Source organism: Stenotrophomonas sp. LM091 (assembly GCF_001806305.1).
GTDB classification, from domain to species: domain Bacteria; phylum Pseudomonadota; class Gammaproteobacteria; order Xanthomonadales; family Xanthomonadaceae; genus Stenotrophomonas; species Stenotrophomonas bentonitica_A.
This window is the reverse complement of the sequence record NZ_CP017483.1, coordinates 3,169,482-3,192,625: the sequence shown is the minus strand read 5'-3', so window position 1 is coordinate 3,192,625 and position 23,144 is coordinate 3,169,482. Positions and strand designations below refer to the sequence as shown.

At 67.5% G+C, this 23,144-nt stretch carries 22 protein-coding genes and 2 pseudogenes; 11 read left to right on the top strand and 13 right to left on the bottom strand.

Features of this window, described 5'->3' with window-relative positions; all coding sequences use genetic code 11:
- Positions 1 to 140: 140 nt before the first annotated feature.
- The 3 genes from mgtE to BIZ42_RS14060 all read left to right on the top strand — a co-directional run bounded on the left by mgtE (position 141) and on the right by BIZ42_RS14060 (position 2,650).
- Positions 141 to 1,502, top strand: a complete 1,362-nt coding sequence (gene mgtE / locus BIZ42_RS14070; protein ID WP_019185398.1) for a magnesium transporter — start codon at positions 141 to 143, stop codon at positions 1,500 to 1,502.
- A 13-nt stretch (positions 1,503 to 1,515) separates the two neighbouring features.
- The gene (locus BIZ42_RS14065) at positions 1,516 to 1,782 is read left to right on the top strand and encodes a hypothetical protein (RefSeq protein WP_046274053.1); all 267 of its coding nucleotides are present in this window, start codon (positions 1,516 to 1,518) and stop codon (positions 1,780 to 1,782) included.
- A gap of 67 nt (positions 1,783 to 1,849) precedes the next feature.
- Positions 1,850 to 2,650 carry a prolyl oligopeptidase family serine peptidase gene (locus BIZ42_RS14060; RefSeq protein WP_070426775.1) on the top strand — a complete coding sequence of 267 codons (801 nt, stop codon included), beginning with the start codon at positions 1,850 to 1,852 and terminating at the stop codon, positions 2,648 to 2,650.
- 25 nt (positions 2,651 to 2,675) lie between these two features.
- On the opposite strand, the gene BIZ42_RS14055 is transcribed toward BIZ42_RS14060, so the two are convergent.
- From BIZ42_RS14055 to BIZ42_RS14045, 3 genes are read right to left on the bottom strand one after another with little or no spacing between them, the layout of a single operon-like run.
- Entirely contained in the window at positions 2,676 to 3,626 is a 951-nt protein-coding gene (locus BIZ42_RS14055) for an aspartate carbamoyltransferase catalytic subunit (protein WP_019185395.1), read from the bottom strand.
- A gap of 16 nt (positions 3,627 to 3,642) precedes the next feature.
- Positions 3,643 to 4,140 (bottom strand): Holliday junction resolvase RuvX, encoded by a 498-nt coding sequence (gene ruvX, locus BIZ42_RS14050; protein WP_019185394.1) that lies wholly within the window; start codon positions 4,138 to 4,140, stop codon positions 3,643 to 3,645.
- Positions 4,133 to 4,699 (bottom strand): YqgE/AlgH family protein, encoded by a 567-nt coding sequence (locus BIZ42_RS14045; protein WP_019185393.1) that lies wholly within the window; start codon positions 4,697 to 4,699, stop codon positions 4,133 to 4,135. Before BIZ42_RS14045 ends, ruvX begins: the two co-directional genes overlap by 8 nt.
- 110 nt (positions 4,700 to 4,809) lie before the next feature.
- Here BIZ42_RS14045 and BIZ42_RS14040 point away from each other — a divergent pair, with 110 nt between their 5' ends.
- Positions 4,810 to 5,346, top strand: a complete 537-nt coding sequence (locus tag BIZ42_RS14040; protein ID WP_019185392.1) for a DNA-3-methyladenine glycosylase I — start codon at positions 4,810 to 4,812, stop codon at positions 5,344 to 5,346.
- Positions 5,347 to 5,517: 171 nt separating this feature from the next.
- On the top strand, positions 5,518 to 5,769 hold the full coding sequence (locus BIZ42_RS14035; RefSeq protein ID WP_156785748.1) for a hypothetical protein: 252 nt from the start codon (positions 5,518 to 5,520) through the stop codon (positions 5,767 to 5,769).
- A gap of 10 nt (positions 5,770 to 5,779) precedes the next feature.
- Here the strand turns inward: BIZ42_RS14035 and BIZ42_RS14030 are convergent.
- A pseudogene (locus BIZ42_RS14030) lies at positions 5,780 to 6,486 on the bottom strand (YitT family protein).
- Positions 6,487 to 6,690: 204 nt separating this feature from the next.
- Between BIZ42_RS14030 and BIZ42_RS14025 the strand changes: the two are divergent.
- Entirely contained in the window at positions 6,691 to 7,512 is an 822-nt protein-coding gene (locus BIZ42_RS14025) for an alpha/beta hydrolase (protein WP_070426773.1), read from the top strand.
- A 103-nt stretch (positions 7,513 to 7,615) separates the two neighbouring features.
- On the opposite strand, the pseudogene BIZ42_RS14020 reads toward BIZ42_RS14025, so the two are convergent.
- The 4 genes and pseudogenes from BIZ42_RS14020 to BIZ42_RS14005 form a co-directional block, all read right to left on the bottom strand.
- Positions 7,616 to 8,598, bottom strand: a pseudogene (locus tag BIZ42_RS14020) (aldo/keto reductase).
- A gap of 277 nt (positions 8,599 to 8,875) precedes the next feature.
- Positions 8,876 to 9,439 (bottom strand): hypothetical protein, encoded by a 564-nt coding sequence (locus tag BIZ42_RS14015; protein ID WP_070426772.1) that lies wholly within the window; start codon positions 9,437 to 9,439, stop codon positions 8,876 to 8,878.
- A 111-nt stretch (positions 9,440 to 9,550) separates the two neighbouring features.
- The gene (locus tag BIZ42_RS14010) at positions 9,551 to 10,687 is read right to left on the bottom strand and encodes a PilT/PilU family type 4a pilus ATPase (RefSeq protein ID WP_019185386.1); all 1,137 of its coding nucleotides are present in this window, start codon (positions 10,685 to 10,687) and stop codon (positions 9,551 to 9,553) included.
- 51 nt (positions 10,688 to 10,738) lie between these two features.
- Positions 10,739 to 11,776 (bottom strand): type IV pilus twitching motility protein PilT, encoded by a 1,038-nt coding sequence (locus BIZ42_RS14005; protein WP_019185385.1) that lies wholly within the window; start codon positions 11,774 to 11,776, stop codon positions 10,739 to 10,741.
- A gap of 108 nt (positions 11,777 to 11,884) precedes the next feature.
- On the opposite strand from BIZ42_RS14005, the gene BIZ42_RS14000 reads away from it, so the two are divergent.
- From BIZ42_RS14000 to BIZ42_RS13990, 3 genes are all read left to right on the top strand, one after another.
- A complete protein-coding gene (locus BIZ42_RS14000; RefSeq protein ID WP_070426771.1) occupies positions 11,885 to 12,565 on the top strand; it encodes a YggS family pyridoxal phosphate-dependent enzyme in 681 nt (226 codons plus the stop codon).
- 27 nt (positions 12,566 to 12,592) lie between these two features.
- On the top strand, positions 12,593 to 13,414 hold the full coding sequence (gene proC, locus BIZ42_RS13995; protein WP_070426770.1) for a pyrroline-5-carboxylate reductase: 822 nt from the start codon (positions 12,593 to 12,595) through the stop codon (positions 13,412 to 13,414).
- A 150-nt stretch (positions 13,415 to 13,564) separates the two neighbouring features.
- Entirely contained in the window at positions 13,565 to 14,167 is a 603-nt protein-coding gene (locus BIZ42_RS13990; RefSeq protein ID WP_019185382.1) for a short chain dehydrogenase, read from the top strand.
- A gap of 64 nt (positions 14,168 to 14,231) precedes the next feature.
- Here BIZ42_RS13990 and soxR read toward each other — a convergent pair whose 3' ends face one another.
- Entirely contained in the window at positions 14,232 to 14,666 is a 435-nt protein-coding gene (gene soxR / locus BIZ42_RS13985) for a redox-sensitive transcriptional activator SoxR (RefSeq protein ID WP_172838051.1), read from the bottom strand.
- A gap of 90 nt (positions 14,667 to 14,756) precedes the next feature.
- Between soxR and BIZ42_RS13980 the strand changes: the two genes are divergently transcribed.
- Positions 14,757 to 16,130: an MFS transporter gene (locus BIZ42_RS13980; protein WP_070426769.1), complete on the top strand. Its 1,374-nt coding sequence runs from the start codon at positions 14,757 to 14,759 to the stop codon at positions 16,128 to 16,130.
- Positions 16,131 to 16,151: 21 nt separating this feature from the next.
- Here the strand turns inward: BIZ42_RS13980 and BIZ42_RS13975 are convergent, their stop codons facing one another.
- The gene (locus tag BIZ42_RS13975; protein WP_070426768.1) at positions 16,152 to 18,101 is read right to left on the bottom strand and encodes an alpha/beta hydrolase; all 1,950 of its coding nucleotides are present in this window, start codon (positions 18,099 to 18,101) and stop codon (positions 16,152 to 16,154) included.
- Positions 18,098 to 19,075 carry a DUF4105 domain-containing protein gene (locus BIZ42_RS13970; RefSeq protein WP_019185378.1) on the bottom strand — a complete coding sequence of 326 codons (978 nt, stop codon included), beginning with the start codon at positions 19,073 to 19,075 and terminating at the stop codon, positions 18,098 to 18,100. The genes BIZ42_RS13975 and BIZ42_RS13970 overlap by 4 nt, the downstream gene beginning before the upstream one ends.
- Before the next feature lie 237 nt (positions 19,076 to 19,312).
- Here BIZ42_RS13970 and BIZ42_RS13965 point away from each other — a divergent pair, with 237 nt between their 5' ends.
- The gene (locus BIZ42_RS13965; RefSeq protein ID WP_070426767.1) at positions 19,313 to 19,696 is read left to right on the top strand and encodes a GFA family protein; all 384 of its coding nucleotides are present in this window, start codon (positions 19,313 to 19,315) and stop codon (positions 19,694 to 19,696) included.
- Here the strand turns inward: BIZ42_RS13965 and BIZ42_RS13960 are convergent.
- Together BIZ42_RS13960 and BIZ42_RS13955 are read right to left on the bottom strand one after the other, a co-directional pair.
- Positions 19,693 to 19,911, bottom strand: coding sequence for a hypothetical protein (locus BIZ42_RS13960; protein ID WP_235319017.1), 219 nt, complete (start codon positions 19,909 to 19,911; stop codon positions 19,693 to 19,695). The genes BIZ42_RS13965 and BIZ42_RS13960 overlap by 4 nt on opposite strands.
- A gap of 112 nt (positions 19,912 to 20,023) precedes the next feature.
- Positions 20,024 to 23,137 (bottom strand): efflux RND transporter permease subunit, encoded by a 3,114-nt coding sequence (locus BIZ42_RS13955; RefSeq protein WP_070426766.1) that lies wholly within the window; start codon positions 23,135 to 23,137, stop codon positions 20,024 to 20,026.
- Positions 23,138 to 23,144 lie beyond the last annotated feature (7 nt).

Sequence of the window (23,144 nt, the reverse complement as noted above, 5' to 3'; positions counted from 1 at the left end):
CGACGTCGCATGTGCGGCACGGCCAACGGTCGCGCGCTACCCGATTGACACACAAGCACGCGATAATGACGCGGTGACCACCGCCCATGCCGCATCCTCCACCGGATAGCGGCCTTTTTCTTTTTCCGCAGGAGCTGCGCATGGCCGAAGCCGTACGCCACGACAAGACGGCGCGCCAGCTGCGGCTGTTGTCCGATGCACTGGACAGCGGGCGGTTGGGGCCGGTCCGTCGGTTGGTCAATACCCTGGCGCCGGCGGAAATCGGCAACCTGCTCGAATCGCTGCCCCCGGGCAAGCGCGAGATTGTCTGGGGCCTGGTCGATCCGGAAGACGATGGCGAGGTGCTGGTCCACGTCGGCGAGGAAGTCCGCGAAAGCCTGCTGGCCGACATGGACCCGGACGAAATCATCGCCGCGGTCGAAGACCTGGACATCGATGACCTTGCCGACCTGGTCGAGGATCTGCCGGACACGGTCATCGACGAAGTCCTCAAGTCTATGGACCGCGAGAACCGTGAGCGGCTCGAGCAGGTGCTGTCCTATCCCGAGGACAGCGCCGGTCGCCTGATGAACCCGGACGTGGTGACCGTGCGCGCCGACGTCAACGTCGACGTGGTGCTGCGCTACCTGCGCCTGCGTGGCGAACTGCCCGACCACACCGATCACCTGTTCGTGGTCAGCCGCCGCCATCAGTACCTGGGCCGCCTCTCGCTGGCCGCGCTGGTGACGCATGAGGACAACACCCCGATCAACCGCTTGATCGATGACGAACAGCCGGCGATCGACGTCGGCGAGAGCGCCGATGAAGTCGCGCGCCAGTTCTCCGATCATGACTGGGTCTCCGCCCCGGTGGTGGACGACAACAACATCCTGCTCGGCCGCATCACCATCGATGACGTGGTCGACATCATCCGGTCGCAGGCCGAGCACCAGGCGCTGGGCGCCGCCGGTCTGGACGAAGAAGAAGATCTGTTCTCGCCGATCAAGCGCGCCGTGCGCGGCCGAGTGGTCTGGCTGGGCATCAACCTGTGCACCGCGTTCCTGGCAGCCAGCGTGATCGGCCAGTTCGAGCTGACCCTGCAGAAGGTGGTGGCGCTGGCCGTGCTGATGCCGATCGTCGCCGGAGTCGGCGGCAATGCGGCCGTGCAGGTGCTGACCCTGATGGTGCGCGGCATCGCCCTGGGCCAGGTCGGCCAGAGCAATGCGCGCATCCTGCTGTGGAAGGAATCGCGCGTCGCGCTGATCAACGGCACCCTGATCGGCACCGTGGTCGGCATCATCGCCTACCTCTGGTTCCACAGCTTCCTGCTGTCGCTGGTGATCACCCTGGCGCTGATCATCAACTTCTGCGCCGCGGCCCTGGCCGGCGTGCTGCTGCCGCTGCTGCTCAAGCGCATGAACGTCGACCCGGCCGTGGCCGGCACCGTGGTGGTCACCGCCGTCACCGACGTCATGGGCTTCTTCAGCTTCCTCGGCCTGGCCACCCTGATCCTGCTGCACTGACCCTGGACCCCGCATGGCCGTGACCCTCGACAATTATTTCGTCCCCGGTTGGCGTGACGCGACGTATACCTGCGCTGCCTGCGAATGGCAGGGCAGCGCGCGGCAGATGCCGATGGAACTGCACGAAGACGAAGCCCAGTTCGACTGCCCGCAGTGCGAGAACCCGATCCTGCTGGTGGTCCACCCCAGCCTGGCCCAGGTGCAGGCGGCAGCCGCCGAAGGCCACCCTGAAGCCATCGAACAGCTGGACATCCTCGCCGCGGCGCCGCGCCCGGACTGATGCACTGCAAGATGCTCCGACACGCTACCGGGCCTAGACTGAAATCGATTTCAGACAAGGCACGACAATGGCGCGACGTTGGGGAAGCTGGCTGCTGTGGGCGGTGGCGATGATGACGGTGGCCGGATGCGCGAGCACGCCGGCCGCCTCCGGCGGCCAGTTCGTCGGCCGCGCGGTCAAAGTGGACGGGCAGACCGCGTATTACCAGGTGTTCGTGCCGCGCAACGCAGCGGCCTCACGCGGCGAACTGCCGGTGGTGCTGTTCCTGCACGGCTCCGGCGAACGGGGCCGCGACGGCCGCCGCCAGACCCAGGCCGGGCTCGGGCCATACCTGCGCCAGCACGCCTCCACCTTCCCCGCGCTGGTGGTGTTGCCGCAGACGCCGGATGACCAGGAGTGGTCGGGCGAGAACAACCGCATCGCGCTGGCTGCACTGGATGCCGCCATCGCCGAATTCGGTGCGGATCCACAGCGCCAGTACCTGACCGGGATGTCGATGGGCGGCTACGGCAGCTGGAACATCGCGCTGGCCGAACCGACCCGCTTCGCCGCCATCGTGCCGGTCTGCGGCGCGGTGCTTGCGCCGCGTGCAGTGCGCCCCACCCTGTTCGTGGAGGACGTCGCCCACGAAGCCGATCCGTACGCGGCCATCGCCCAGCGCCTGCGCAACGTCCCGATCTGGATGTTCCATGGCGCGCTGGACGACGTGGTGCCGCCGGAGGACGACCGCAAGCTGCACGCCGCGTTCCAGCAGGCCGGCGCGAAGGATGTGCGTTACACCGAGTACCCCGACGGCAACCACAACGCCTGGGACGCCACCTATGCCGATGCGGCGATGTGGGAATGGCTGTTCGCGCAGAAGCGGTAATGGCATTTTCGGTAGTGCCGGCCGCTTACCCCAACAACGTTTCCAGCACCGCCATGCGCACGGCCACGCCGTTGGCGACCTGGCGCAGCACCCACGACTGCGGACCATCGGCCACCTCGTCGGTGACCTCCACGCCGCGGTTGATCGGGCCCGGGTGCAACACGGCGGCATCGGTGCCGGCGCGCTTGAGGCGCGTCGCATCCAGGCCGTACTGCGCGTGATACTGCTCCAGCGAGGGCACCAGGCCTTCTTCCATGCGCTCGCGCTGCAGGCGCAGCATCATCAGCGCATCGGCGCCTTCCAGCATCGCGTCGAAATCGTCGCCGACGATGCAGCCCTTCAGGGTGTCATCGTCCGGCAGCAGCGACTGCGGGCCGCATACGCGGATCTCGCCGACGCCCAGCGTGCGCAGGGCGTGCAGGTCGGTGCGGGCCACGCGCGAGTGCTTCACGTCACCCACGATGATGACCTTCATCTTCGAGAAATCGCTGCCCTTGGCCTGGCGCAGGGTCAGCATGTCCAGCAGGCCCTGGGTCGGGTGCGAGCTGCGGCCGTCACCGGCGTTGACCAGGGCCGTGCCCTCGCCCGCCGCGGCGGCCAGCGCCGCCACCGCACCATCATCGGGATGACGCACCACGAAGCCGCGCACGCCCATCGCTTCCAGGTTCTTGAGCGTGTCGCAGGCGGTCTCGCCCTTGCGGGTGGACGAGGTGGAGGCATCGAAGTTCAGCACGTCCGCGCCCAGCCGCTGCGCGGCCAGCTGGAACGAGCTGCGGGTGCGCGTGGAGGGTTCGAAGAACAGCGTGCAGACCGCCGAGCCGCCGAGCACGTGGCGCTTGTTGCCCACCCGCCCGACGGCCGCATCGCGGATCTGGCCGGCGCGGTCGAGCAGCTGCAGCAGGGTTTCGCGGGGCAGACCTTCCAGGGTCAGCAGGTGGCGCAGGCGTCCATCGGAATCGAGTTGCGAGGCGGTCATGGGCAGGGTCTGAGGGTCAGGAAACGGGGGTGGCGTCATCCGGGCAGGAGAGCCAGCGTTCGATGATCACCGCCGCAGCCACTGCATCCAGGGCGGCGGCGTCGCGGCGGCGTTTGCGGCCTTCGGCGCGCTCGACCGCGAACCGGCGCGCGGCCTCGACCGAGCTGGAGCGCTCGTCGACCAGCACCACCGGCAGTTTGAAACGTTCCCGCAGCTGGCGGGCAAAGCCCTGCGCGCGCTTGCGGTTGGGCTGGTCCTGGCCATCCAGGGTGAGCGGATCGCCCACCACCAGGCCATCCGGCCGCCACTCTTTGATCAGGCGCTCCACGGCGGTCCAGTCCGGCCCGTTGCCATGCACATCGACCACCGCGATCGCACGCGCATGGGTGCCGAACGAGCTGCCGATGGCCACGCCGATCCGGCGCGAGCCGACATCGAAACCGAGCACCGTGCCATCACGGCGGATCGTCGGCGGTGCGGCCGCGGCGGGCGCTGGCGTGGCCGGCTCAGACATGGCCGCTGTAATCGGTGAGGCGGAACAGGTCCACGCCGATGCGCGCGGCCGCGCCCTGCCAGCGCTCGTCCAGCGGCGTGCTGAACAGCAGTTCGGCATCGGCCGGCACGGCCAGCCAGCTGTTTTCGGCGATTTCCGTTTCCAGCTGGCCTTCGCTCCAGCCGGCACAGCCCAGGGTGACCAGCGCATTGCGCGGGCCTTCGCCGCGCGCCATGGCTTCGAGGATGTCGCGCGAGGTGGTGAGGAAGACGCCCTCGCCCACGGCCAGGCTGGAATCCCAGCTGCGCGCATCATCGTGGATCACGAAGCCACGCTCCGGGTGCACCGGGCCGCCGTTGAGCACGACCTGGCCACGCAGGGTGTCACTGGTGGTCGTGATCTCCATCTGGGCCAGCACCTCGCCGAGGGTGTACTCGGAGGGCTGGTTGACCAGCACGCCCATCGCGCCGTTCTCGTCGTGCTGGCAGATCAGCGCCACGGTACGGGCAAAGGTGGGGTCGGTCAGCGACGGCAGCGCGACCAGCAGGTGGTGGGCAAGCGAAGTGGACAGTTCAGACATGGCCCCATTCTAGCCGCTGGCCGTGATGTGCGCTTTCGCGCTGACATAATGCAGGCCTGCGCGCGTGCCCCCGGCCCGCGCGCCTGATCCGCCATCGCAAGGAGCTGCACGTGTCCGGTTATTGCCTCATCGCCCCCGGCCATCCGGTCCACGGCCACTACCATGACCACGAGTACGGCTTCCCGCAGCGCGAAGAGCGCGAGCTGTTCGAGCGCCTGATCCTGGAGATCAACCAGGCCGGCCTGAGCTGGGAGACCATCCTGAAGAAGCGCGAGGGCTTCCGCGCCGCTTATGACGGCTTCGACGTGGACACCGTGGCCGCCTATGGCGAGCGCGATATCGAGCGCCTGCTCAACGATGCCCGGATCATCCGCAACCGGCTCAAGGTGCACGCGGCCGTCCACAATGCCCAGGTGATCCAGCAGCTGCGGGCCAGCCACGGCAGCTTCGCCGGGTGGCTGGATGCCCACCATCCGCTGGACAAGGCGGCCTGGGTGAAGCTGTTCAAGAAGACGTTCCGCTTCACCGGCGGGGAGATCACCGGCGAGTTCCTGATGAGCCTGGGCTACCTGCCCGGCGCGCACAGCCCGGACTGTCCGGTGTTCAAGCGCATCGACACGCTCAAGCCGGCCTGGCGCCAGGCGTGACGCACCCCGTCGTGCGGGCTGTGCTGCTCGCTGCCCTGAGCCTGCCCCCGCTGGCGGCCGCAAGCGACCTGGACACCGTGCTGGAGCGCCTAACGCGATGGCGACTACTACGGCGACACCCTGCTGCTGAACCGGCCGCTGTCGGTTGACCCGCGCGAGCGCAGCCCGGCGGTGCAGTTGCAGGTGCGCTACGGCCGCGAGCACTGGCTGGCCGACCCGGTGATGCATGTCGATGGCGAACCGCTGGATGCCGATGCCGCGGCGATCGCAGCGGACCGGCGCCTGCTCACGCACATCGACCAGCTGTTGGCCGCCCTGACCATCGATGGTGACGGCGTCGCACACGTCGGCGGCGACGCTGGACCTGCGCAGCCGCCGCTGGGTCTCCGGCGTGACCGTCGTGCCGGTGCCGCCGCAGGGTGAGTAACCGGCGTCAGACGCCCATGTAGCGGCCCGGGCGGTGGTTGAACATCAGCACCAGGCTGAGCACCACCGCACCGATCGCCGAGTACATCACCTTGGAGGGGGACAGTACCGAGAACGCCACGCACATCAGCAGCGTGTCGAACGACATCTGCACCTTGCCGGCGCTCCAGCCCCGCGTGCGCTGCAGGTACACCGCCAGGATGCCGATGCCCCCCAGGCTGGCCCGGTGGCGGATGTAGAACAGGATGCCCAGCCCGGCCAGGGCGCCGCCGACGATCGCCGAATACAGCGAGCTCATGTGGGCGAAATCGGCCCAGCGCGGCAGCAGGTCGGTCAGCACGCCGCAGGCGGTTACCGCCGCGAAGGTCTTCAGGGTGAATTCCCAGCCCATGCGCCGCACGGCCACCCAGTAGAAAGGGAGGTTGACCAGCACGAACACCAGGCCGAAGTTCCAGCCGAAGGCGTAGTGGGCCAGGAAGGCCAGCCCGGCCATGCCGCCGATCATCAGCCCGCCCTTGGCGAAGATGGCCAGGCCCAGCGACGCCACCAGCGTCGCCAGGATCATGCCCTGCACGTCCTCGGCCACGGAATGGCGCAGGGCTTTCTCGTCGGCCACGGTGCCGGCGCTGTCGGGGGCGGGGTCAGCGGGCCTGCGGTGACCAGGTGGCCGTCAGCGTCGTCGCACGGCGCGGGGCCATGGGATTCAAGGGACATGGGGGTGGGGGTGTGGCGTGGGGAGCGGTATTAGACACGATCGGCGTGACAGTTGCTGGTGAAATTGATTCAGCCGCCGCCGGCGGAGGTGCCGGGCCACCGACGCCGGACCGACATCCGCCGTTCATCTCCACTGAACACCCCCCAGCCGCAGCATGTGCGGGTACCCCGCTGTGCCCTCCCCTCCCTCAGGAGTTCCGTGCCATGCCCTACGTCACCACCGCCGACAACACCGAGATCTTCTACAAGGACTGGGGCAAGGGTCAGCCCCTTGTGTTCCATCACGGCTGGCCGCTCAGCGCCGATGACTGGGATAGCCAGCTGCAGTTCTTCCTGCTGCAGGGCTATCGCGTGATCGCGCACGACCGCCGCGGCCATGGCCGCTCCTCGCAGACCAGCGGCGGGCATGAGATGGACACCTACGCTGCCGACGTCAATGCGCTGGCCGATCACCTGGACCTGCGCGATGCGATCCACATCGGGCATTCCACCGGCGGTGGCGAAGTCGCGCACTACGTCGCGCAGGCCAAGCCCGGGCGCGTGGCCAAGGCGGTGCTGATCGGTGCGGTGCCACCGATCATGGTCAAGAGCGAGGCCAACCCCGGCGGCACGCCGAAGGAGGTCTTCGACGGCTTCCGCCAGGCACTGGTCGCGGGTCGTGCGGCGTTCTACCGCGACGTGCCGATTCCGTTCTACGGGTTCAACCGCGAGGGCACGCCGCCGCAACAGGGCATCGTCGACAACTGGTGGCGGCAGGGGATGATGGGCGCGATCAACGCGCACTACGACTGCATCAAGGCCTTCTCGGAAACCGACTTCACCGACGACCTGAAAAAGATCGACGTGCCGGTGCTGGTGATGCACGGCGACGACGACCAGATCGTGCCGATCGCCGATTCGGCGGAGCTGGCCATCAAGCTGCTCAGGCACGGCACGCTGAAGGTCTACAAAGGCTACCCACATGGCATGTGCACCACCCATGCGGACGTGATCAACGCGGATCTGTTGGCGTTCATTCGCGGGTGAGCTGTGTGCCGACCAACGGTCGGCACCTACCCGAATGTGTGGGACGGTATCGCGCGTGCCGATCCTGGCTGCGTTGGCCGGTGTCGTGCGCCCAGCGCCCCGCTCAGCGCGCGACCAGCTTCTGCCGCTCGGCGTTGTAGCGATCCCCGACGATGGCGATGCTGTCCAGCGCCGCACTTATCTGCTGCAGGTCGGCCTCACTCAGCACCACCGCAGCCGCGCCCAGATTCTCGGTCAGGCGATGCAGCCTGGTCGTGCCGGGAATCGGCACGATCCACGGTTTGCGCGCCAGCAGCCAGGCCAAGGCGATCTGGGCCGGCGTGGCCCGCTTGTCGGCGGCTATCGCGCTGATGCGGTCCACCAGCACCTGATTGGCCTGGCGGGCTTCGGCCGCAAACCGCGGCACGCTGTTGCGGAAGTCATCGGCCGCGAACTGCGGCCTACGTTGATCGCCCCGGTCAGGAAGCCCTTGCCAAGCGGGCTGAACGGCACGAAGCCGATACCCAGTTCTTCCAGCACCGGCAGCACGGCCTGTTCCGGCTCGCGCCACCACAGGGAGTATTCGCTCTGCAGCGCCGCCACCGGCTGCACGGCGTGCGCCCGGCGGATGGCATCGACGCCGGCCTCGGACAACCCGAAGTGCTTCACCTTGCCCTCGGCGATCAGGTCCTTGACCGTACCGGCCACGTCCTCGATCGGCACATTCGGATCGACCCGGTGCTGGTAGAACAGGTCGATGCGGTCGGTCTTCAAACGCGACAGGCTGGCCTCGGCCACCGCGCGGATGCGCTCGGGGCGGCTGTCCAGGCCGGCGTCGGCGTGGCCATCCTTGAAGCCGAACTTGGTGGCGATCACCAGCTGGTCACGGAACGGCGCCAGCGCTTCGCCCAGCAGTTCCTCGTTGAGGAACGGCCCATAGGCTTCGGCCGTATCAAAGAAGGTGACCCCCTGCTCGACCGCCGCGCGCAGCAAGGCGATCGCCTCGGTACGGTCGGTGGCCGGGCCATAGCCGTAGCTCAGCCCCATGCAGCCGAGCCCGAGGGCCGAAACCCGCAGGCCGCTGCGGCCCAGTTCACGTGTCTGCATGGTGGTACTCCTGCCGGTGGGACCGGCGTCATGGGGGAATGCCACCATAGCCCTGCCGGCTGCCAAGATTGGAGGGTGTGGAGCGCTGTCGGTCATGAGCGTGGCTAATCAATCCATGCACGAGGCAGATACGCATCATCCCGGTAGCGTGCAGGTGATCTTTTCAGCCTTGATCGTGATGCATCGGCGCTGCTGCAGCTGTTGGATCCAAGGTCTTCAGCTGCACGTGCTCGTCGTCGATCAGGATCAGTTGCGCACTGCCACCATTATCCAGCCCTCAGGAAACGCCATCGCCGCGCAGGGTGGCAACCACCGTGAGCAGCAGGAAGAGACCGCCCACGACCACCGCAAGGATGTGCCACACCCCGAAGCGGTCCAGCGCCCGCGTGTCCATGCCTTCGTCGCGATGGTAGCGCCGCAGGAGGCTGTTGACCGGCAACAGCGGGACGAAGGTGAACAGCGCGACCAGCCACATGGGATCGGGCAGTCGGCTGGCCACATACAGCAGGAAGTAGGCCACGCCCAGCAGACCCGGTGCGATCGCCAGCGTGCGGCGGCGATTGGCGGCCACATCGCGCAGGTCGCTGAAGCACAGGAACGACCAGAGCGGTGAGAACCACGCGCGCGCCCACGGCCACTGATCTCCACCGGTTTCGCGCTTGATCGCGCGCCAGTTGCGCCAGAACCAGTACACCGGATAGAGACCCAGCGTGGCCAGCGACAACGCCGCGATCTTCAGCGTAGGTGGTGCGTAGTACGTTGCGACGCCGTTGGTGGCGAAAGTCGCCGCCGGCAGTGCGGAAGACGCCGCCGGCGCGCGGTACGGATCGTGCATGTCCATATGCCCATCACCTGATACGTTGATACCGGCGAGGTGCCGGCGCCCCCTGCATCGCGGTGGCCCGCGACGGCGAGACTATCGCAGAGCCGCGCCGGCTTTTACAGCCCCCGCTCAGCGGATCTCGGAGATCTCCACCCCGTCCAGCCCCTGCGACAGCGTGCGTGCGTCGCCGCCCTGCGAGAGCTTGATGCGCAGGCGTACTTCATTCTGCGAATCGGCGTAGCGCAGGGCGTCTTCGTAGCTGATCTCGCCGGCCTGGTACAGCTCGAACAGGCTCTGGTCGAAGGTGCGCATGCCCAGCTGGACCGAGTCCTTCATCACTTCCTTGAGCTTGTGGATCTCACCGTCGCGGATGTAATCCTGCACCAGCGGCGTACCCAGCATGATTTCCATCGCGACCTTGCGCGTCTTGCCATCCGGCGAGGGGATCAGCTGCTGGGCGACCACGCCCTTGAGGTTCAGCGAGAGATCCATCAGCAGCTGGTTGCGACGGTCTTCCGGGAAGAAGTTGATGATGCGGTCCATCGCCTGGTTGGCGTTGTTGGCGTGCAGGGTGCACAGCACCAGGTGGCCGGTCTCAGCAAAAGCGATGGCGTGGTCCATGCCCTCGCGGGTGCGCACCTCGCCGATCATGATCACGTCCGGGGCCTGGCGCAGGGTGTTCTTCAGCGCCGCCTCCCAGCTGTCGGTATCGATGCCGACTTCGCGCTGGGTGATGATGCAGCCTTCGTGCTTGTGCACGAATTCGATCGGGTCTTCGATGGTGATGATGTGGCCGGTCGAGTTGTGGTTGCGGTAGCCGATCATCGCCGCCAGCGAGGTCGATTTACCGGTACCGGTCGCGCCGACGAACAGGATGATGCCGCGCTTGGTCATCGCCAGCGTCTTGACGATCGGCGGCAGGCTCAGCTCTTCCACGGTGGGAATGCGCGTTTCGATCCGGCGCAGCACCATGCCGACCTGGTTGCGCTGGTAGAAGCAGCTCACGCGGAAGCGGCCGACACCGGACAGGCCGATGGCGAAGTTGCATTCGTGGGTCTTTTCGAACTCTTCGCGCTGCGCCGGCGTCATCACGTTCAACACCAGGTCGCGGCTCTGCTGCGGCGTCAACGGTGTCTGGGTGATCGGCGAGATCTTGCCGTTGACCTTGATCGCCGGCGGCATGCCCGCGGTGATGAACAGGTCCGAGGCCTTCTGGTGCGCCATCAGCTTGAGGAACGAGGTGAAGTCGATGGTGGTGGTGCTCATCGCGGTGTACTCCGGAGGTTTTCAGGAGCCGGCCAGCGGCCGGCACTACCACTATTCGAAAATCCGCTTGTCCTTGGCGTACTCGCGTGCCTGGTTGCGGGTGATCAGGCTGCGCTTGACCAGGTCCTGCAGGTGCTGGTCCAGGGTCATCATGCCCATCTGCTGGCCGGTCTGGATCGCCGAGTACATCTGCGCGACCTTGTCTTCGCGGATCAGGTTGCGGATGGCCGGCGTGCCGACCATGATTTCCCACGCAGCCGTACGCCCACCACCGACCTTCTTCAGCAGGGCCTGGGAGATCACCGCGCGCAGCGACTCGGACAGCATCGAGCGCACCATCGGCTTTTCGCCGGCGGGGAACACGTCGATGATGCGGTCGATGGTCTTGGCGGCCGAGCTGGTGTGCAGCGTGCCGAATACCAGGTGGCCCGTTTCCGCGGCGGTCAGCGCCAGGCGGATGGTTTCCAGATCGCGCAGTTCGCCGACCAGGATGATGTCCGGATCCTCACGCAGTGCCGAGCGCAGCGCTTCATTGAAGCCGTGCGTATCGCGATGCACTTCGCGCTGGTTGATCAGGCACTTCTGCGAGGTGTGCACGAATTCGATCGGGTCCTCGACGGTAAGGATGTGGCCGTATTCGTTCTTGTTGATGTGGTCGATCATCGCCGCCAGCGTGGTCGACTTGCCCGAACCGGTCGGGCCGGTGACCAGGATCAGCCCTTGCGGCTGATCGATCAGCTCGCGGAAGATCGGCGGGCAGGCCAGGTCTTCCAGGGTGAGCACCTCGGAGGGAATGGTACGGAACACCGCACCCGCACCGCGGTTCTGGTTGAAGGCGTTGACACGGAAGCGCGCCAGCGAGGGAATCTCGAACGAGAAATCGACCTCGAGGAACTCTTCGTAATCGCGACGCTGCTTGTCCGACATGATGTCGTACACCAGCGCGTGGACCTGCTTGTGGTCCAGGGCCGGAATATTGATGCGACGGACATCGCCGTCAACGCGGATCATCGGCGGCAGGCCGGCCGACAGATGAAGATCCGACGCTTTGTTCTTTACGGAAAACGCCAACAGTTCGGCGATATCCATGCGCTGCTACTCCCCATGACTGCTGCGACTGGAAGGTTCTTTCCCCGGGCGGCAGTATAGAGCGAGATGGGCACAATACGCGCCAGCCCCTGATCCACCGGACCCGCCGTGACCCTCCAGCCTCTGCCCACCCTCCTGACGAACCTGCACAACGCGGCCGCGGCCGCCGGGCGGCCAGATCCGGTCCTGCTGGCGGTCTCCAAGACCCAGCCGGCCGAGGCCGTGCAGGTCCTGGCCGCGCAGGGCCAGCGCGCTTTCGGCGAGAACTACGTGCAGGAGGCGGTCGCCAAGATCGAGGCACTGGCATCGCTGGGCCTGGAGTGGCACCTGATCGGTCACCTGCAGTCGAACAAGGCCGAGCTCGCCGCCCGCCATTTCGACTGGGTGCAGAGCGTGGACCGCCTCAAGCTGGTCACCGCATTGGCCGCGCATCGCCCGGCCGGCCAGCCGCCGCTGAACGTGCTGATCCAGGTCAACATCGACGACGAAGACAGCAAGCACGGCTGCGCGCCGGAGGACATCGATGACCTCGCCACCGCCATCGCTGCCGCGCCGCAGTTGCGCCTGCGCGGGCTGATGGCGATCCCGGCCCCGTGGCCTGACGCTGAACGCCGGCAGGCCGCTTTCACCCGCATGGCCACGTTGTTTGCCAAGCTGGCGGCAGCGCACCCGCAGGTGGATACGCTGTCGATGGGCATGAGCAGCGATTACCCTGAGGCCATCGCCCATGGCGCCACCCTGGTCCGCGTCGGCACCGCGCTGTTCGGTGCACGCCCGCGACCGGCCTGAGCGCCCCGCCCGTTCCAAGGAGAGTTCATGAGTACGTCCCCCATCACCTTCATCGGCGGCGGCAACATGGCCCGCAGCCTGATCGCCGGCCTGGTCCGCCAGGGCGTGGCCCCGGCCAGCATCCATGTCGCCGAGCCGGTGACCGAGCTGCGTGACGCGCTCACGGCCGAATTCGGCGTCAGGACCTACGCCAGCGCGACCGAAGCTGCCGCACAGGGCACCGTGTGGGTGCTGGCGGTCAAGCCGCAGGTGCTGCGCGATGTCTGCGCCTCGCTCACCGCCATCGCCCACGGCAAGCAACCGCTGGTGGTCTCCATCGCCGCTGGCATCACCAGCAGTCAGCTGGACCGTTGGATGGGCGGCGGCCACGCCGTGGTCCGTGCGATGCCCAACACGCCCGCCCTGCTCGGCGCCGGTGTCACCGGCCTGTTCGCCACTGCCACGGTCAGCGCCGCGCAACGCGCCCAGGCCGATACCGTGCTGGCCACGGCAGGGCGCACCGTGTGGATCGACGACGAAGCGCGCATGGATGCCGTCACCGCGGTCTCCGGCAGCGGCCCGGCGTACGTGTTCCTGCTGGCCGAAGCGATGGAGGCGGCTGGGATCGCGCAAGGCCTGCCGGCCGAGGCGGCCCGCACGCTGGTGGTGCAGACCCTGCTCGGTGCCTCGCGCATGTTGGATGAATCCGGCGAAGCGCCGGCCGAACTGCGTCGCCGGGTGACCTCGCCGAACGGCACGACCCAGGCGGCGATCGAAAGTTTCCAAGGCGATGGCTTCGAGGCGATCGTGGCGCGCGCGATCGACGCGGCGACCACGCGCGGGAAGGCATTGTCGGCGGCGAATGACTGAGGACCAAGCGTCGCCACGCATGGCGTGGCGTTACCTTGGCCGCCCCCTGACCGGGTAGAGCCACCCCGTGGGTGGCTGGCCCGCGATGCGGGAACAAGAAGCAGCCACGCGTGGCGTGGCTCTACCCCTACGTTTACGGGAGACATGCACATGAAGATCCTGCTTGTCGGTGCCAGCGGCACCTTGGGCCAGGCGGTTGCCAGTACGCTCGGCGTGCACCACGAACTGATCCGCGCCGGCCGCCACGGCGGCGACGTGCAGGTGGATCTCACCGACGACGCCAGCGTGCAGGCGCTGTTCGAGAAGGTGGGCAAGGTCGACGCGGTGATCGCCACCACCGGCCAGGTCCACTTCGGTCCGCTGGCGCAGATGCGGCCGGCCGACTTCAACCTGGGGCTGCAGGACAAACTGCTGGGCCAGGTGCGGCTGAGCCTGGCCGCCCAGCATCACCTCAACACCGGCGGCTCGATCACCCTGACCAGCGGCATCATCAGCGCCCAGCCGATCCGCGACGGCGCCAACGCCACGGCAGCCAACGCCGCGCTCGAAGGTTTCGTGCGCGCCGCAGCCTGCGAGCTGCTGCCGCGTGGGCTGCGCATCAATGCAGTCAGCCCGAACGTGCTGGCCGAATCGATGGACGACTACGGCGCCTACTTCCCGGGCTTTGAACCGGTGACGGCGCAGCGCGCGTCGCTGGCCTACCAGCGCAGCGTGGAAGGCATCCAGAGCGGGCAGGTGTTCACCGTCTGGTGAGGGCAGCCGGCCAGCGGCCGGCACTACGGATGGCAAGCGGCGCCCCGCCGGCCGCTGGCCGGCTCTACTCCCAGCGGCGCGGGCCGTCGCCCTGATCGCCCAGCGTGTCGCCGGGATTGGTCAGGCGGCAACGCTTCAACGAGAGGCAGCCGCAGCCGATGCAGTCGGTGAGCTGGTCGCGCAGCAGCAGCAACTGCTCGATGCGCTGGTCCAGCTCACTGCGCCACAGCGCCGACATCCTGGCCCACTCGGCCTTGGTCGGCGTTTTGTTCTCCGGCAGGGCGGCAAAAGCGGTCGCCACCGCCTCCAGCGGCATCCCGACCCGCTGGGCGACCCGGATCACTGCCAGCCGGCGCAGCACGTCGCGCGCGAAGCGGCGCTGGTTGCCGGCGGTGCGCAGGCTGCGGATCAGGCCCTTGCGCTCGTAGAAATGCAACGCCGAGACGGCCACGCCGCTCCGTTTGGCGACTTCGCCTACACTCAGTTCCTGCGCGATCACTGCTTGACCTCAACCTTGGTTCAGGTGGCATCCTGCGCGCCGCCGGAGTGCACTGCAACCCCGGCCCTCCCCCCGATGTCTGGAATCCGCATGTCCGCTGACGCCTCCACTCCGCCCGCCACCGCTCCGGTGGAGGATGCCCCGATCCCCTCGATCCTGTCGCCGGCCTACCGGGCGACCACCATCGGCATGGTCGCGCTGGTCTCGCTGCATGCCTTCGAAGCGCTGGCAGTGGCCGCGGCGATGCCGACCGTTGCCCATGACCTGGACGGTCTGCGCCTGTACGCGCTGGCGTTCGGCGGCACCCTGGCCACCAGCGTGATCGGGATGACGCTGTCCGGCCGCTGGAGCGACCAGCGTGGCCCGGCACGGCCGCTGTGGCTGGGCCTGGCCTGCTTCGTTGCCGGCCTGCTGGTGGCCGGCTTCGCCCAGCACATGCCGGTGCTGGTGCTCGGGCGGCTGATGCAGGGCCTGGGGGCCGGCGCGATCTCCGTAGCGCTGTATGTGCTGGTCGGGCGTTCGTTCCCCGAACCGATGCGGCCGCGCGTGTTCGCCGCCTTCTCGGCCGGCTGGGTGGTGCCCTCGCTGGTCGGCCCCAGCATCAGCGGCCTGATCGTGCAGCACCTGGGCTGGCGCTGGGTGTTCCTGATCGTGCCGCTGCTGGCCATCCCGGCAGCACTGCTGCTGCGCCCGGCCCTGCGCCAGGTGGGCACGGTCGCCACCGGCACCAGCAGCCGCAACGTGGTGCCCTGGGCGGTAGGGGCCGCCTTCGGCGCGCTGGCGCTGTACATCGGCGGCCAGCAGCAGGGATGGCTCGCCGTGGCGCTGCTGGCGCCCGCCCTCGCCCTGCTCGCCCTGTGCAGCTGGAAGCTGCTGCCGACCGGCACGCTGCGCCTGCGCCGCGGCCTGCCCAGCGTGATCGCCCTGCGCGGGATCGCGGCCTCGGCCTTCTTCGGCTGCGAAGCGTTCCTGCCGCTGCTGCTGCAGCGCGAGCGCGGGTTGAAGCCAGTCGTGGCCGGCGTGGCACTGAGCCTGGGGGCGCTGGGCTGGTTCTCCGGCTCATGGCTGCAGGGCCACCAGCAGCGTGGCTGGTCGCGCCGGCAACTGCTGCAGGCCGGTGCCTTGTTGATGTGCACGGGCATCCTGGCCACCTCGCTGGCGATCCAGCCCGGCGTTCCGCTGTGGACGGCCATGGCCGGCTGGGTGCTGACCGGGCTGGGCATGGGGCTGATCTATCCCAGCCTGTCGGTGCTGACCCTGTCACTCTCCCCGCCGGCGCAGCAGGGCGCCAACACCTCCGCCCTGCAGCTCAGCGAGGCCCTCGGCGTGGCGACCACGTTGGCCGTCTCCGGCTCGCTGTTCGCGCTGTTCCTGGAGGGCCGGGAGACGCTGGGCTACCTGCTCACCTTCACGATCATGCTGGTGATGGCGATGCTCAGCGTGGTGGTGGCGCGGCGCATTTGAAGCAGGAGATGCCACGCAGCCTCACGGATGCGTGTCGCCTACCTCTTTGAGATCCTCGCGCAGGATGCGGCGGATCTCCAGCACGGCCTGCGGGGTCTCCTGCACGCTATGCCCGGAGATGATGACCTTCTCCGACACGGCGCCATCCAGGTGCGCGCTCCAGTACGGCACCAGGCCATCATCGGACTGCTGCAACGGCACCTCCGGTTTGCGCTGGGCGATGATCGAGTGGTACTTCAGCCCCGGCGTGATCGGCAGCGCGCCAGCGGCCTTCACGAACGGATCGCTGGCCTTGAGGTTGTCGATGCTGTTGGGAATCTGCAGCTTGGTCGTGCTGTTGGCCGATTCGGATTCCTGCAGGGTCAGGAACACATCCTCGAACTTGCCCAGGATCGTGATCGGCAGGCGCACCAGCCGGCCGATCAGGCGCCCCAGCCGATTGCCCGCGATGTCGGTGCCCTTGTGCGGGGCCGCGATGAAGATCACCCGCTCCACGTTCGGCTCGGCGGTGAAATGCAGCAGGGGGCCGAGCTTGGCTTCCACCCGCTTCAGGCGCTCGCCCTTGAGGTCGTAGTTGGCCAGCAGGTCGTTCCACAGCACATCGCCGGAGGAGGTCACCAACAGGCGCGCAAGCACGCCACCCATGCTGTGGCCGATGAACACCATGTCCTTGGCCGCCGGTGTGCTGCCGGTCGGGTCGAAGTGCTTGAGGGTGTTGTTGAAGGCCTGGTTGATCTCGTAGCGGTTCAGCGCGATGGGCGCGTTGGTCGGGTAATAGACCTGCCAGACCTGGAAATGACGGCGCAGCTCGGGATCGCCCATGATCTCGTTGGCCACGTTCACCCAGGCTTCCGGGCTGCTGCCCAGGCCGTGCAGCATGAAGATGATGCGGCGGTTGGGGTCCCACGGCTGCATCAGGTACATGTGCGGCGCACCGATGCCCTCGCTCATGCCGAACAGAGTGCGCAGCGACTGCGTGGCGAAGCCGGACTGGGCCAGCCACAAGCCGTAGGCCGCGGTGAAGTTGCCCGCAAGCGGCACTTTCTCACCGTGCAGGTCCACGCTCTCGGTGGACTCGGGCGAGTACACGTCGAACAGCACCTGGGTGGTATCGAGCACCTGCTGCAGGTTGTCGCCCTTGAAGCGCAGCAGGGCGGTGGCGTTGATCGCCGACATCTCGCTGTACTGCGGAATCTCCGCTTTCTCGCCATCGGCCGGGGCCACCAGCTTGGGCGGGTCCATGATCACCACCAGCTCGGCGCCGAAGCCATCGCGGCGATAGGTGCTGCGCAGGCCGGCGAAACTCACCGCCGAGGCGGACACCATCCGGGTCGGGATGCTCTGCATGCGCAGCTCATCGAAATCGGAGGTCAGCGTCCAGCGCTCACCGGCCACCGCGGCGTTGTAGTCCTCGCCTTCCAGCGCGCTCTCGCGGCTGCGCTTGAACACCACCGAGGCAGTCTGCTCGGCAGCGTAGTTGTAGTAATCGCGAACCTGGGTCTGGCGATCCTCGAAGGCGCGGTCCGACGGCGTTCGGCCGCTGAAGAACAGGTAGGCGTAGGCATAGCGCGCAGCTTCCAGCCATGCATCCAGCGCCGCATCGGACATCGGCGTCTTCTCGCGGTCCTTGGGCTTGGGGGTCAGCGCCAGCGCGGTCTTCACCCACAGCTCGGACTGTGCGGACAGCCGCTGTTCTTCGGGCAGCACATCGGTGTCTTCCAACGTCTTCTGGCAGGTGGCCACGTCCTTTTCGCACTGCGCCACGTCCATGCCGATCACGCTCAGCGTTTCCTGCGAAGCGGCACTGAGCTTGCCTGAGGTCAGCACGTCGCCGCGCTTGTTGGCCAGGTACTCGGTCGGGGCCACCTGTTTCATGGTGACCATCGCGCAGCCGCTGGAGAGCAGCAGCGAGAGCACCACGGCCAGTATCGGCAACGCGCGGTGCGGCAACAGCTTCAATGCGGAACTCATGGAACGCTTCCCTGCCCTGTCCCCGGGACGCCCCGGCGGATCACCTGTGAAAAATCATCGTCTGCATGGCTCGCCCGCGCACGGTCGGTAATCCGGCCACGTGCCTTCAGCGTTTCGAACGGTACGCCCGGCGTGAGCACGCCCAGATCGCGCGCGTACTCGGCGAAGTAACCCGAGGCCAGCAGCCGGTAATCCATCGGCAGGCCCGGCGCGATCTGCTTGGCCAGTTCGTACACGATGGTCGTGCAGTTGCTGGTCAGCGTGTTGTAGAACGCCGGCGCGGCGTCGAGCTTGCGCGCCTCGCCAAGGTAGGAGACGAACAGGGCCTTGAGCTGCGCCTGGGTCATGCCGTGCAGGCGGTACAGATAGACGTCTTCGCCACGCGCGTTGGTACGCGTGCGCACGATGTCGGTTTCCTCCGAGGCGACCAGGGTCATCTCGAATTTGCGGAAGAACCCGCCCAGCGCGGAGAACGACTCGCCGCGCTCCTTGCGGATCTCCAGCGAGAACACCAGGTAGCGGCCATCGTCGAAACCGAAGGAGATCAGCGTGTGCGCGATGGCCGGCCCCATCCAGTAGGACAGGATCAGATCGGCCGAGCGCAGCTGGTCCAGGTTGTACTCGCGGCGCACCCAGCGCGCGTCGTAGTCGGTCTCGCTGCGCCAGGTGAAGTCACGGACGTTGTCGAGCACCACACGTGGGCCATCCACCTCGACCACCTTCAGGCGCTGGGCGACATCGTCGGCCCAGATCCGGTCCTGGCGCGGGGTGAGCAGCAGCCACCAGATGCCCGAGGCAACCAGTGCCACGCCGTACAGCACGCCCGGCCAGCGCCCGGCGCGCGCGCGCGCGACGCCAACCGCACCGGTGACGGCGAACACCGCCCACAGGCCGACCAGCAGATACCGCAACCAGCCCGGACCCGGCAGCTGATAGGCCAGCAAACCAGTGATCCACAGCGCTGCCAGCAGCATCAGCAGCGCCAGCCCCCATCGTCCTGCCTTCTTCACGCATCGATCCGTCGTCTGTCCGGGGCGCTAGTTAGCCATAACCCCTGTGTTCGCCGCATGTCGAGCCTGTTCAGCTTCGACCCGGCGTTCACCCCCGACGCCGTCAGGGCCTGGCATGGCCGCCCCGCGCGATCGCATACTGGGGCCACTCATGGCTACCAGGGACGCACCACCCATGCAGGGACTGACCACCATCGGGGGGTGCCCATCCAGCGCCACCATCTGCTGCGCTGCCATTGCGGGGCGGTCGTGCTGCGCCTGCACCTGCCGGACGGCGTGGTCTCGCCCCGCCGCTGCGATTGTTCGATGTGCAGGCGCCGCGGCGCGATCGTCGCCTCGGTGAAACTGGCGGATCTGGAGATCGTGCAGGGCCATGACGAACTGCGGCTGTATCAGTTCAACACGCGCGTCGCCCGCCACCACTTCTGCAGCGTGTGCGGCATCTACACGCACCATCAGCGACGTTCCTCACCGGATGAATATGGCTACAACGTCGGCTGCCTGGATGGCGTCAATCCGTTCGATATCGGACAGGTGCCGGTGAATGACGGGGTCAACCACCCCGCCGATGCCAACCGCGTTTAGCGACGGCCCGGGCCGATCTTCTGCCACGGGGCCATGCCCTTGCGCCCATGCAGCAGCGGGCGCTTGAGCGGCATCCGGCGCGGCATCGGGATGCCCACCCCGGGCGCGGCGGTATCGTCCTGGCGCAGCGACTCGGCGCGCTGGCCGACCAGCAGGGCCGCCACTTCTTCCAACCCGTTTCGCATGGTCCGAGCGACCGTCTGCAGGGGATTCATGGCATGTCTCCAAGCGGTGTGGGGACGATCTACGCTAATGGCCCGCCGGCATGGAGACCGTGAACGGAATGGGTCAAGAAGATGAAATCCGGGGTCCGTGGCGCCCCGCCGTTCAGTGTTCTGCCGCCCGATCCGGGCGGGCCTTGCCCAGCCGCCGCACCAGCACGAAGAACAGCGGTACCAGCACGATCGCCAGCAGCGTGCCGGAGAGCATCCCGCCGATCACGCTGACGCCGATCTCGCGCCGGCTCACGGCGCCAGCGCCGGTGGCCAGGGCCAGCGGGATCACGCCGGCCACGAACGCCAGCGAGGTCATCACGATCGGCCGCAGGCGCAGGCGGGCGCCCTTCAGCGCCGCATCCACCGCTGAACTGCCCGCGCGGTACTCGGCCTCGGCGAATTCCACGATCAGGATCGCGTTCTTGGCCGACAGACCGATCGTGGTCAGCAGTCCCACCTGGAAGTAGATGTCGTTGACGAAGCCCGCCGCGGTGGTGGCGATCACCGTACCGATCACGCCCAGCGGAATCACCAGCATCACCGCCACCGGCACCGTCCAGCTCTCGTAGAGCGCGGCCAGGCACAGGAAGATGAAGGCGACGGAGGCCGCATACAGCCACAACGTCTGGTTGCTGGAGAGCTGTTCCTGGTAGGACAGCCCGCTCCACTGCAACGCGAACCCGGGCTGATCGGCCACCAGGGACTGCATGGTCTGCATCGCCTCGCCCGAGCTGCGCCCTTCGGCGGCACTGCCCTGGATCTGCATCGCTGGCAGGCCGTTGAAGCGCTGCTGCAGCTGCGGCCCGCGCGACCAGTGGCTGCTGGCGAAACTGGCGAACGAGGCCATCTGCCCGTTGCTGCCGCGTACGTACCATTGGCCGATGTCATCGGGCACGCTGCGGTAGGGCTGGTCGCCCTGCACGTACACGCGCTTGACCCGGCCGCGGTCGAGGAAGTCGTTGACGTAGGTGCCGCCCCACGCCGAAGACAGCGTTGAATTGATGTCCGCCTGGGCCAGGCCCAGCGCACTGGCCTGCGCCTGGTCGATGTCCAGATGCAGCTCGGCCTTGTCGCCAAGGCCATTCAACCGCACCGAGGTGAGCCGGTCGTCATCGCTGGCGGCCTGCACCACCTTTTCCTGCGCCGCCTGCAGCGCCGGACGCCCGGCCGCGCTGTTGTCCTGCAGCCACAACTCGAACCCGCTGGACTGCCCCAGCCCACGCACCGCCGGTGGCGCCAGCACGTTGACCTTCGCATCGGGCAGGTTGCGGAAGTGCGCGTTGGCACGGGCAATGATGGCCCCGGCGCTGTGCTCGGCATCGCGCTCGGACCACGGCTTGAGCGCCATGAACCCCTGCCCCGCGTTCTGGCCGGTGCCGGCGTTGTTGCGGCCGACCACTACGAACACCACGTCCAGGCTGTCTTTTTCATGCTCCATGAAATACCGGCTGATCTGCTCGCCCAGCGCCTCGGTGCGCGCCATCGGCGTGCCTTCGGGCGTGGAGAACTGGAACGTCACCTGGCCCTGGTCTTCCACCGGCAGGAACCCGGTCGGCATGCGCGCGTACAACGCGACCACACCGATCACCAGCAGCACATAGAAGGCCATCCAGCGCCGCGGATGCGCCACGATCCCGCCCAGCTTGCCGCGATACCCGTTCTGGCTGCGCTCCACGCCGCGGTTGAACCAGGCAAAGAAACGGCCCGGCGGCTTCTGCGCGCTGGATGGTTTGAGCAGGGTCGCGCACAGCGCCGGGGTCAGCGTCAGCGCGACCAGTGCCGACAGCGCCATCGCCGAGGCGATCGTGATCGAGAACTGCCGATAGATGATGCCGGTGGAACCGCCGAACAAGGCCATCGGCAGGAACACCGCGCCGAGCACCACGGTGATGCCGACCAGCGCACCGGTGATCTCGCCCATCGATTTCTCGGTTGCCTCGCGCGGCGGCAGGTGCTCCTCGTGGATGATCCGTTCGACGTTCTCCACCACCACGATCGCATCGTCCACCAGCAGGCCGATCGCCAGCACCATCGCGAACAGGGTCAAGGTGTTGATGGTGAACCCGGCCACCGCCAGCACGCCGAACGTGCCCAGCAGGACCACCGGTACGGTAATCGCCGGGATCAGGGTGGCGCGCAGGTTCTGCAGGAACAGGAACATCACCACCACGACCAGCACGATCGCTTCGATCAGGGTGTGGATGACGCCTTCGATGGAGACCCGCACGAAGGGCGTGCTGTCGCGCGGGTAGGCCACTTCCAGGCCCGGCGGGAAGCTGGGACGCAGGCGCTCGATCTCCGCGCGCACCGCATCGGCGGTTTCCAGCGCGTTGGCGCCGGAGGCCAGCGTCACCGAGAAACCGGCCGCGGGATAGCCATTGAGGAAGCTGCTGGTCTGGTAGTTTTCCGCGCCGATCTCCACCCGCGCCACATCGCCCAGGTGCACGGCCGCGCCGCTGGGCAGGGTGCGCAGGATGATCGCGCGGAACTGCTCGGCGGTCTGCAACCGCGACTGTGCGGTCACGGTCGCGTTGAGCGCCTGCTCCGGCCCGGTCGGCAACGCGCCCAGTTCACCGGCGGTGACCTGGGTGTTCTGCGCCTGGATCGCGGCACGCACATCCGAGGGCATCAGATCGAACGCGCGCAGCTTGTGCGGGTCCAGCCAGATGCGCATCGCATAGGGCGAGCCGAACACGTTGATTTCGCCCACGCCGGGGATGCGGCTGATCGGGTCCTGCACATTGCTGACCAGGAAATCGGAGACGTCCACCCGTTCCATGCGCCGGTGGGTGTCATACAGCGACACCACCATCAGCGAATCGCCCTGCGATTTGGCCACGGTCACGCCCTGCTGCTGCACTTCCTGCGGCAGCCGGTTGATCGCCTGGTTGACGCTGTTCTGCACCTGCACCTGGGCAATGTCCGGGTTGGCGCGCTGGTCGAAGGTGACCGTGATCCGCGCCTGGCCCGAGGACGAGCTGGTGGAGGAGAAATACAGCAGGTGGTCGATGCCCTTGATCTGCTGCTCGATCACCTGGGTGACGCTGTCTTCCACCGTCTGTGCCGAGGCGCCGGTGTAGTTGGCGGTGATGTTGACCTGCGGTGGCGCGATGTCCGGGTACTGCTCCACCGGCAACTGGGTCACCGCGATGGTGCCCAGCGCCATGATGCAGATGGCCAGGACCCAGGCGAAGACCGGGCGGTGGATGAAAAAGCGCGGCAGCATCGGCCGC

What these genes read in the sequence shown, in the direction of transcription:
- BIZ42_RS14005 (WP_019185385.1), bottom strand. Translation starts at nt 11,776, where the DNA reads ATGGATATCGCCGAACTGTTGGCGTTTTCCGTAAAGAACAAAGCGTCG.
- BIZ42_RS13960 (WP_235319017.1), bottom strand. Translation starts at nt 19,911, where the DNA reads ATGAATCCCCTGCAGACGGTCGCTCGGACCATGCGAAACGGGTTGGAA.
- BIZ42_RS14015 (WP_070426772.1), bottom strand. Translation starts at nt 9,439, where the DNA reads ATGGACATGCACGATCCGTACCGCGCGCCGGCGGCGTCTTCCGCACTG.
- ruvX (WP_019185394.1), bottom strand. Translation starts at nt 4,140, where the DNA reads ATGTCTGAGCCGGCCACGCCAGCGCCCGCCGCGGCCGCACCGCCGACG.
- BIZ42_RS14065 (WP_046274053.1), top strand. Translation starts at nt 1,516, where the DNA reads ATGGCCGTGACCCTCGACAATTATTTCGTCCCCGGTTGGCGTGACGCG.
- proC (WP_070426770.1), top strand. Translation starts at nt 12,593, where the DNA reads ATGAGTACGTCCCCCATCACCTTCATCGGCGGCGGCAACATGGCCCGC.
- BIZ42_RS13980 (WP_070426769.1), top strand. Translation starts at nt 14,757, where the DNA reads ATGTCCGCTGACGCCTCCACTCCGCCCGCCACCGCTCCGGTGGAGGAT.
- BIZ42_RS14025 (WP_070426773.1), top strand. Translation starts at nt 6,691, where the DNA reads ATGCCCTACGTCACCACCGCCGACAACACCGAGATCTTCTACAAGGAC.
- mgtE (WP_019185398.1), top strand. Translation starts at nt 141, where the DNA reads ATGGCCGAAGCCGTACGCCACGACAAGACGGCGCGCCAGCTGCGGCTG.
- BIZ42_RS13990 (WP_019185382.1), top strand. Translation starts at nt 13,565, where the DNA reads ATGAAGATCCTGCTTGTCGGTGCCAGCGGCACCTTGGGCCAGGCGGTT.
- BIZ42_RS13970 (WP_019185378.1), bottom strand. Translation starts at nt 19,075, where the DNA reads ATGCTGCTGGCAGCGCTGTGGATCACTGGTTTGCTGGCCTATCAGCTG.
- BIZ42_RS14045 (WP_019185393.1), bottom strand. Translation starts at nt 4,699, where the DNA reads ATGTCTGAACTGTCCACTTCGCTTGCCCACCACCTGCTGGTCGCGCTG.
- BIZ42_RS14060 (WP_070426775.1), top strand. Translation starts at nt 1,850, where the DNA reads ATGGCGCGACGTTGGGGAAGCTGGCTGCTGTGGGCGGTGGCGATGATG.
- BIZ42_RS13975 (WP_070426768.1), bottom strand. Translation starts at nt 18,101, where the DNA reads ATGAGTTCCGCATTGAAGCTGTTGCCGCACCGCGCGTTGCCGATACTG.
- BIZ42_RS13955 (WP_070426766.1), bottom strand. Translation starts at nt 23,137, where the DNA reads ATGCTGCCGCGCTTTTTCATCCACCGCCCGGTCTTCGCCTGGGTCCTG.
- BIZ42_RS14055 (WP_019185395.1), bottom strand. Translation starts at nt 3,626, where the DNA reads ATGACCGCCTCGCAACTCGATTCCGATGGACGCCTGCGCCACCTGCTG.
- BIZ42_RS14010 (WP_019185386.1), bottom strand. Translation starts at nt 10,687, where the DNA reads ATGAGCACCACCACCATCGACTTCACCTCGTTCCTCAAGCTGATGGCG.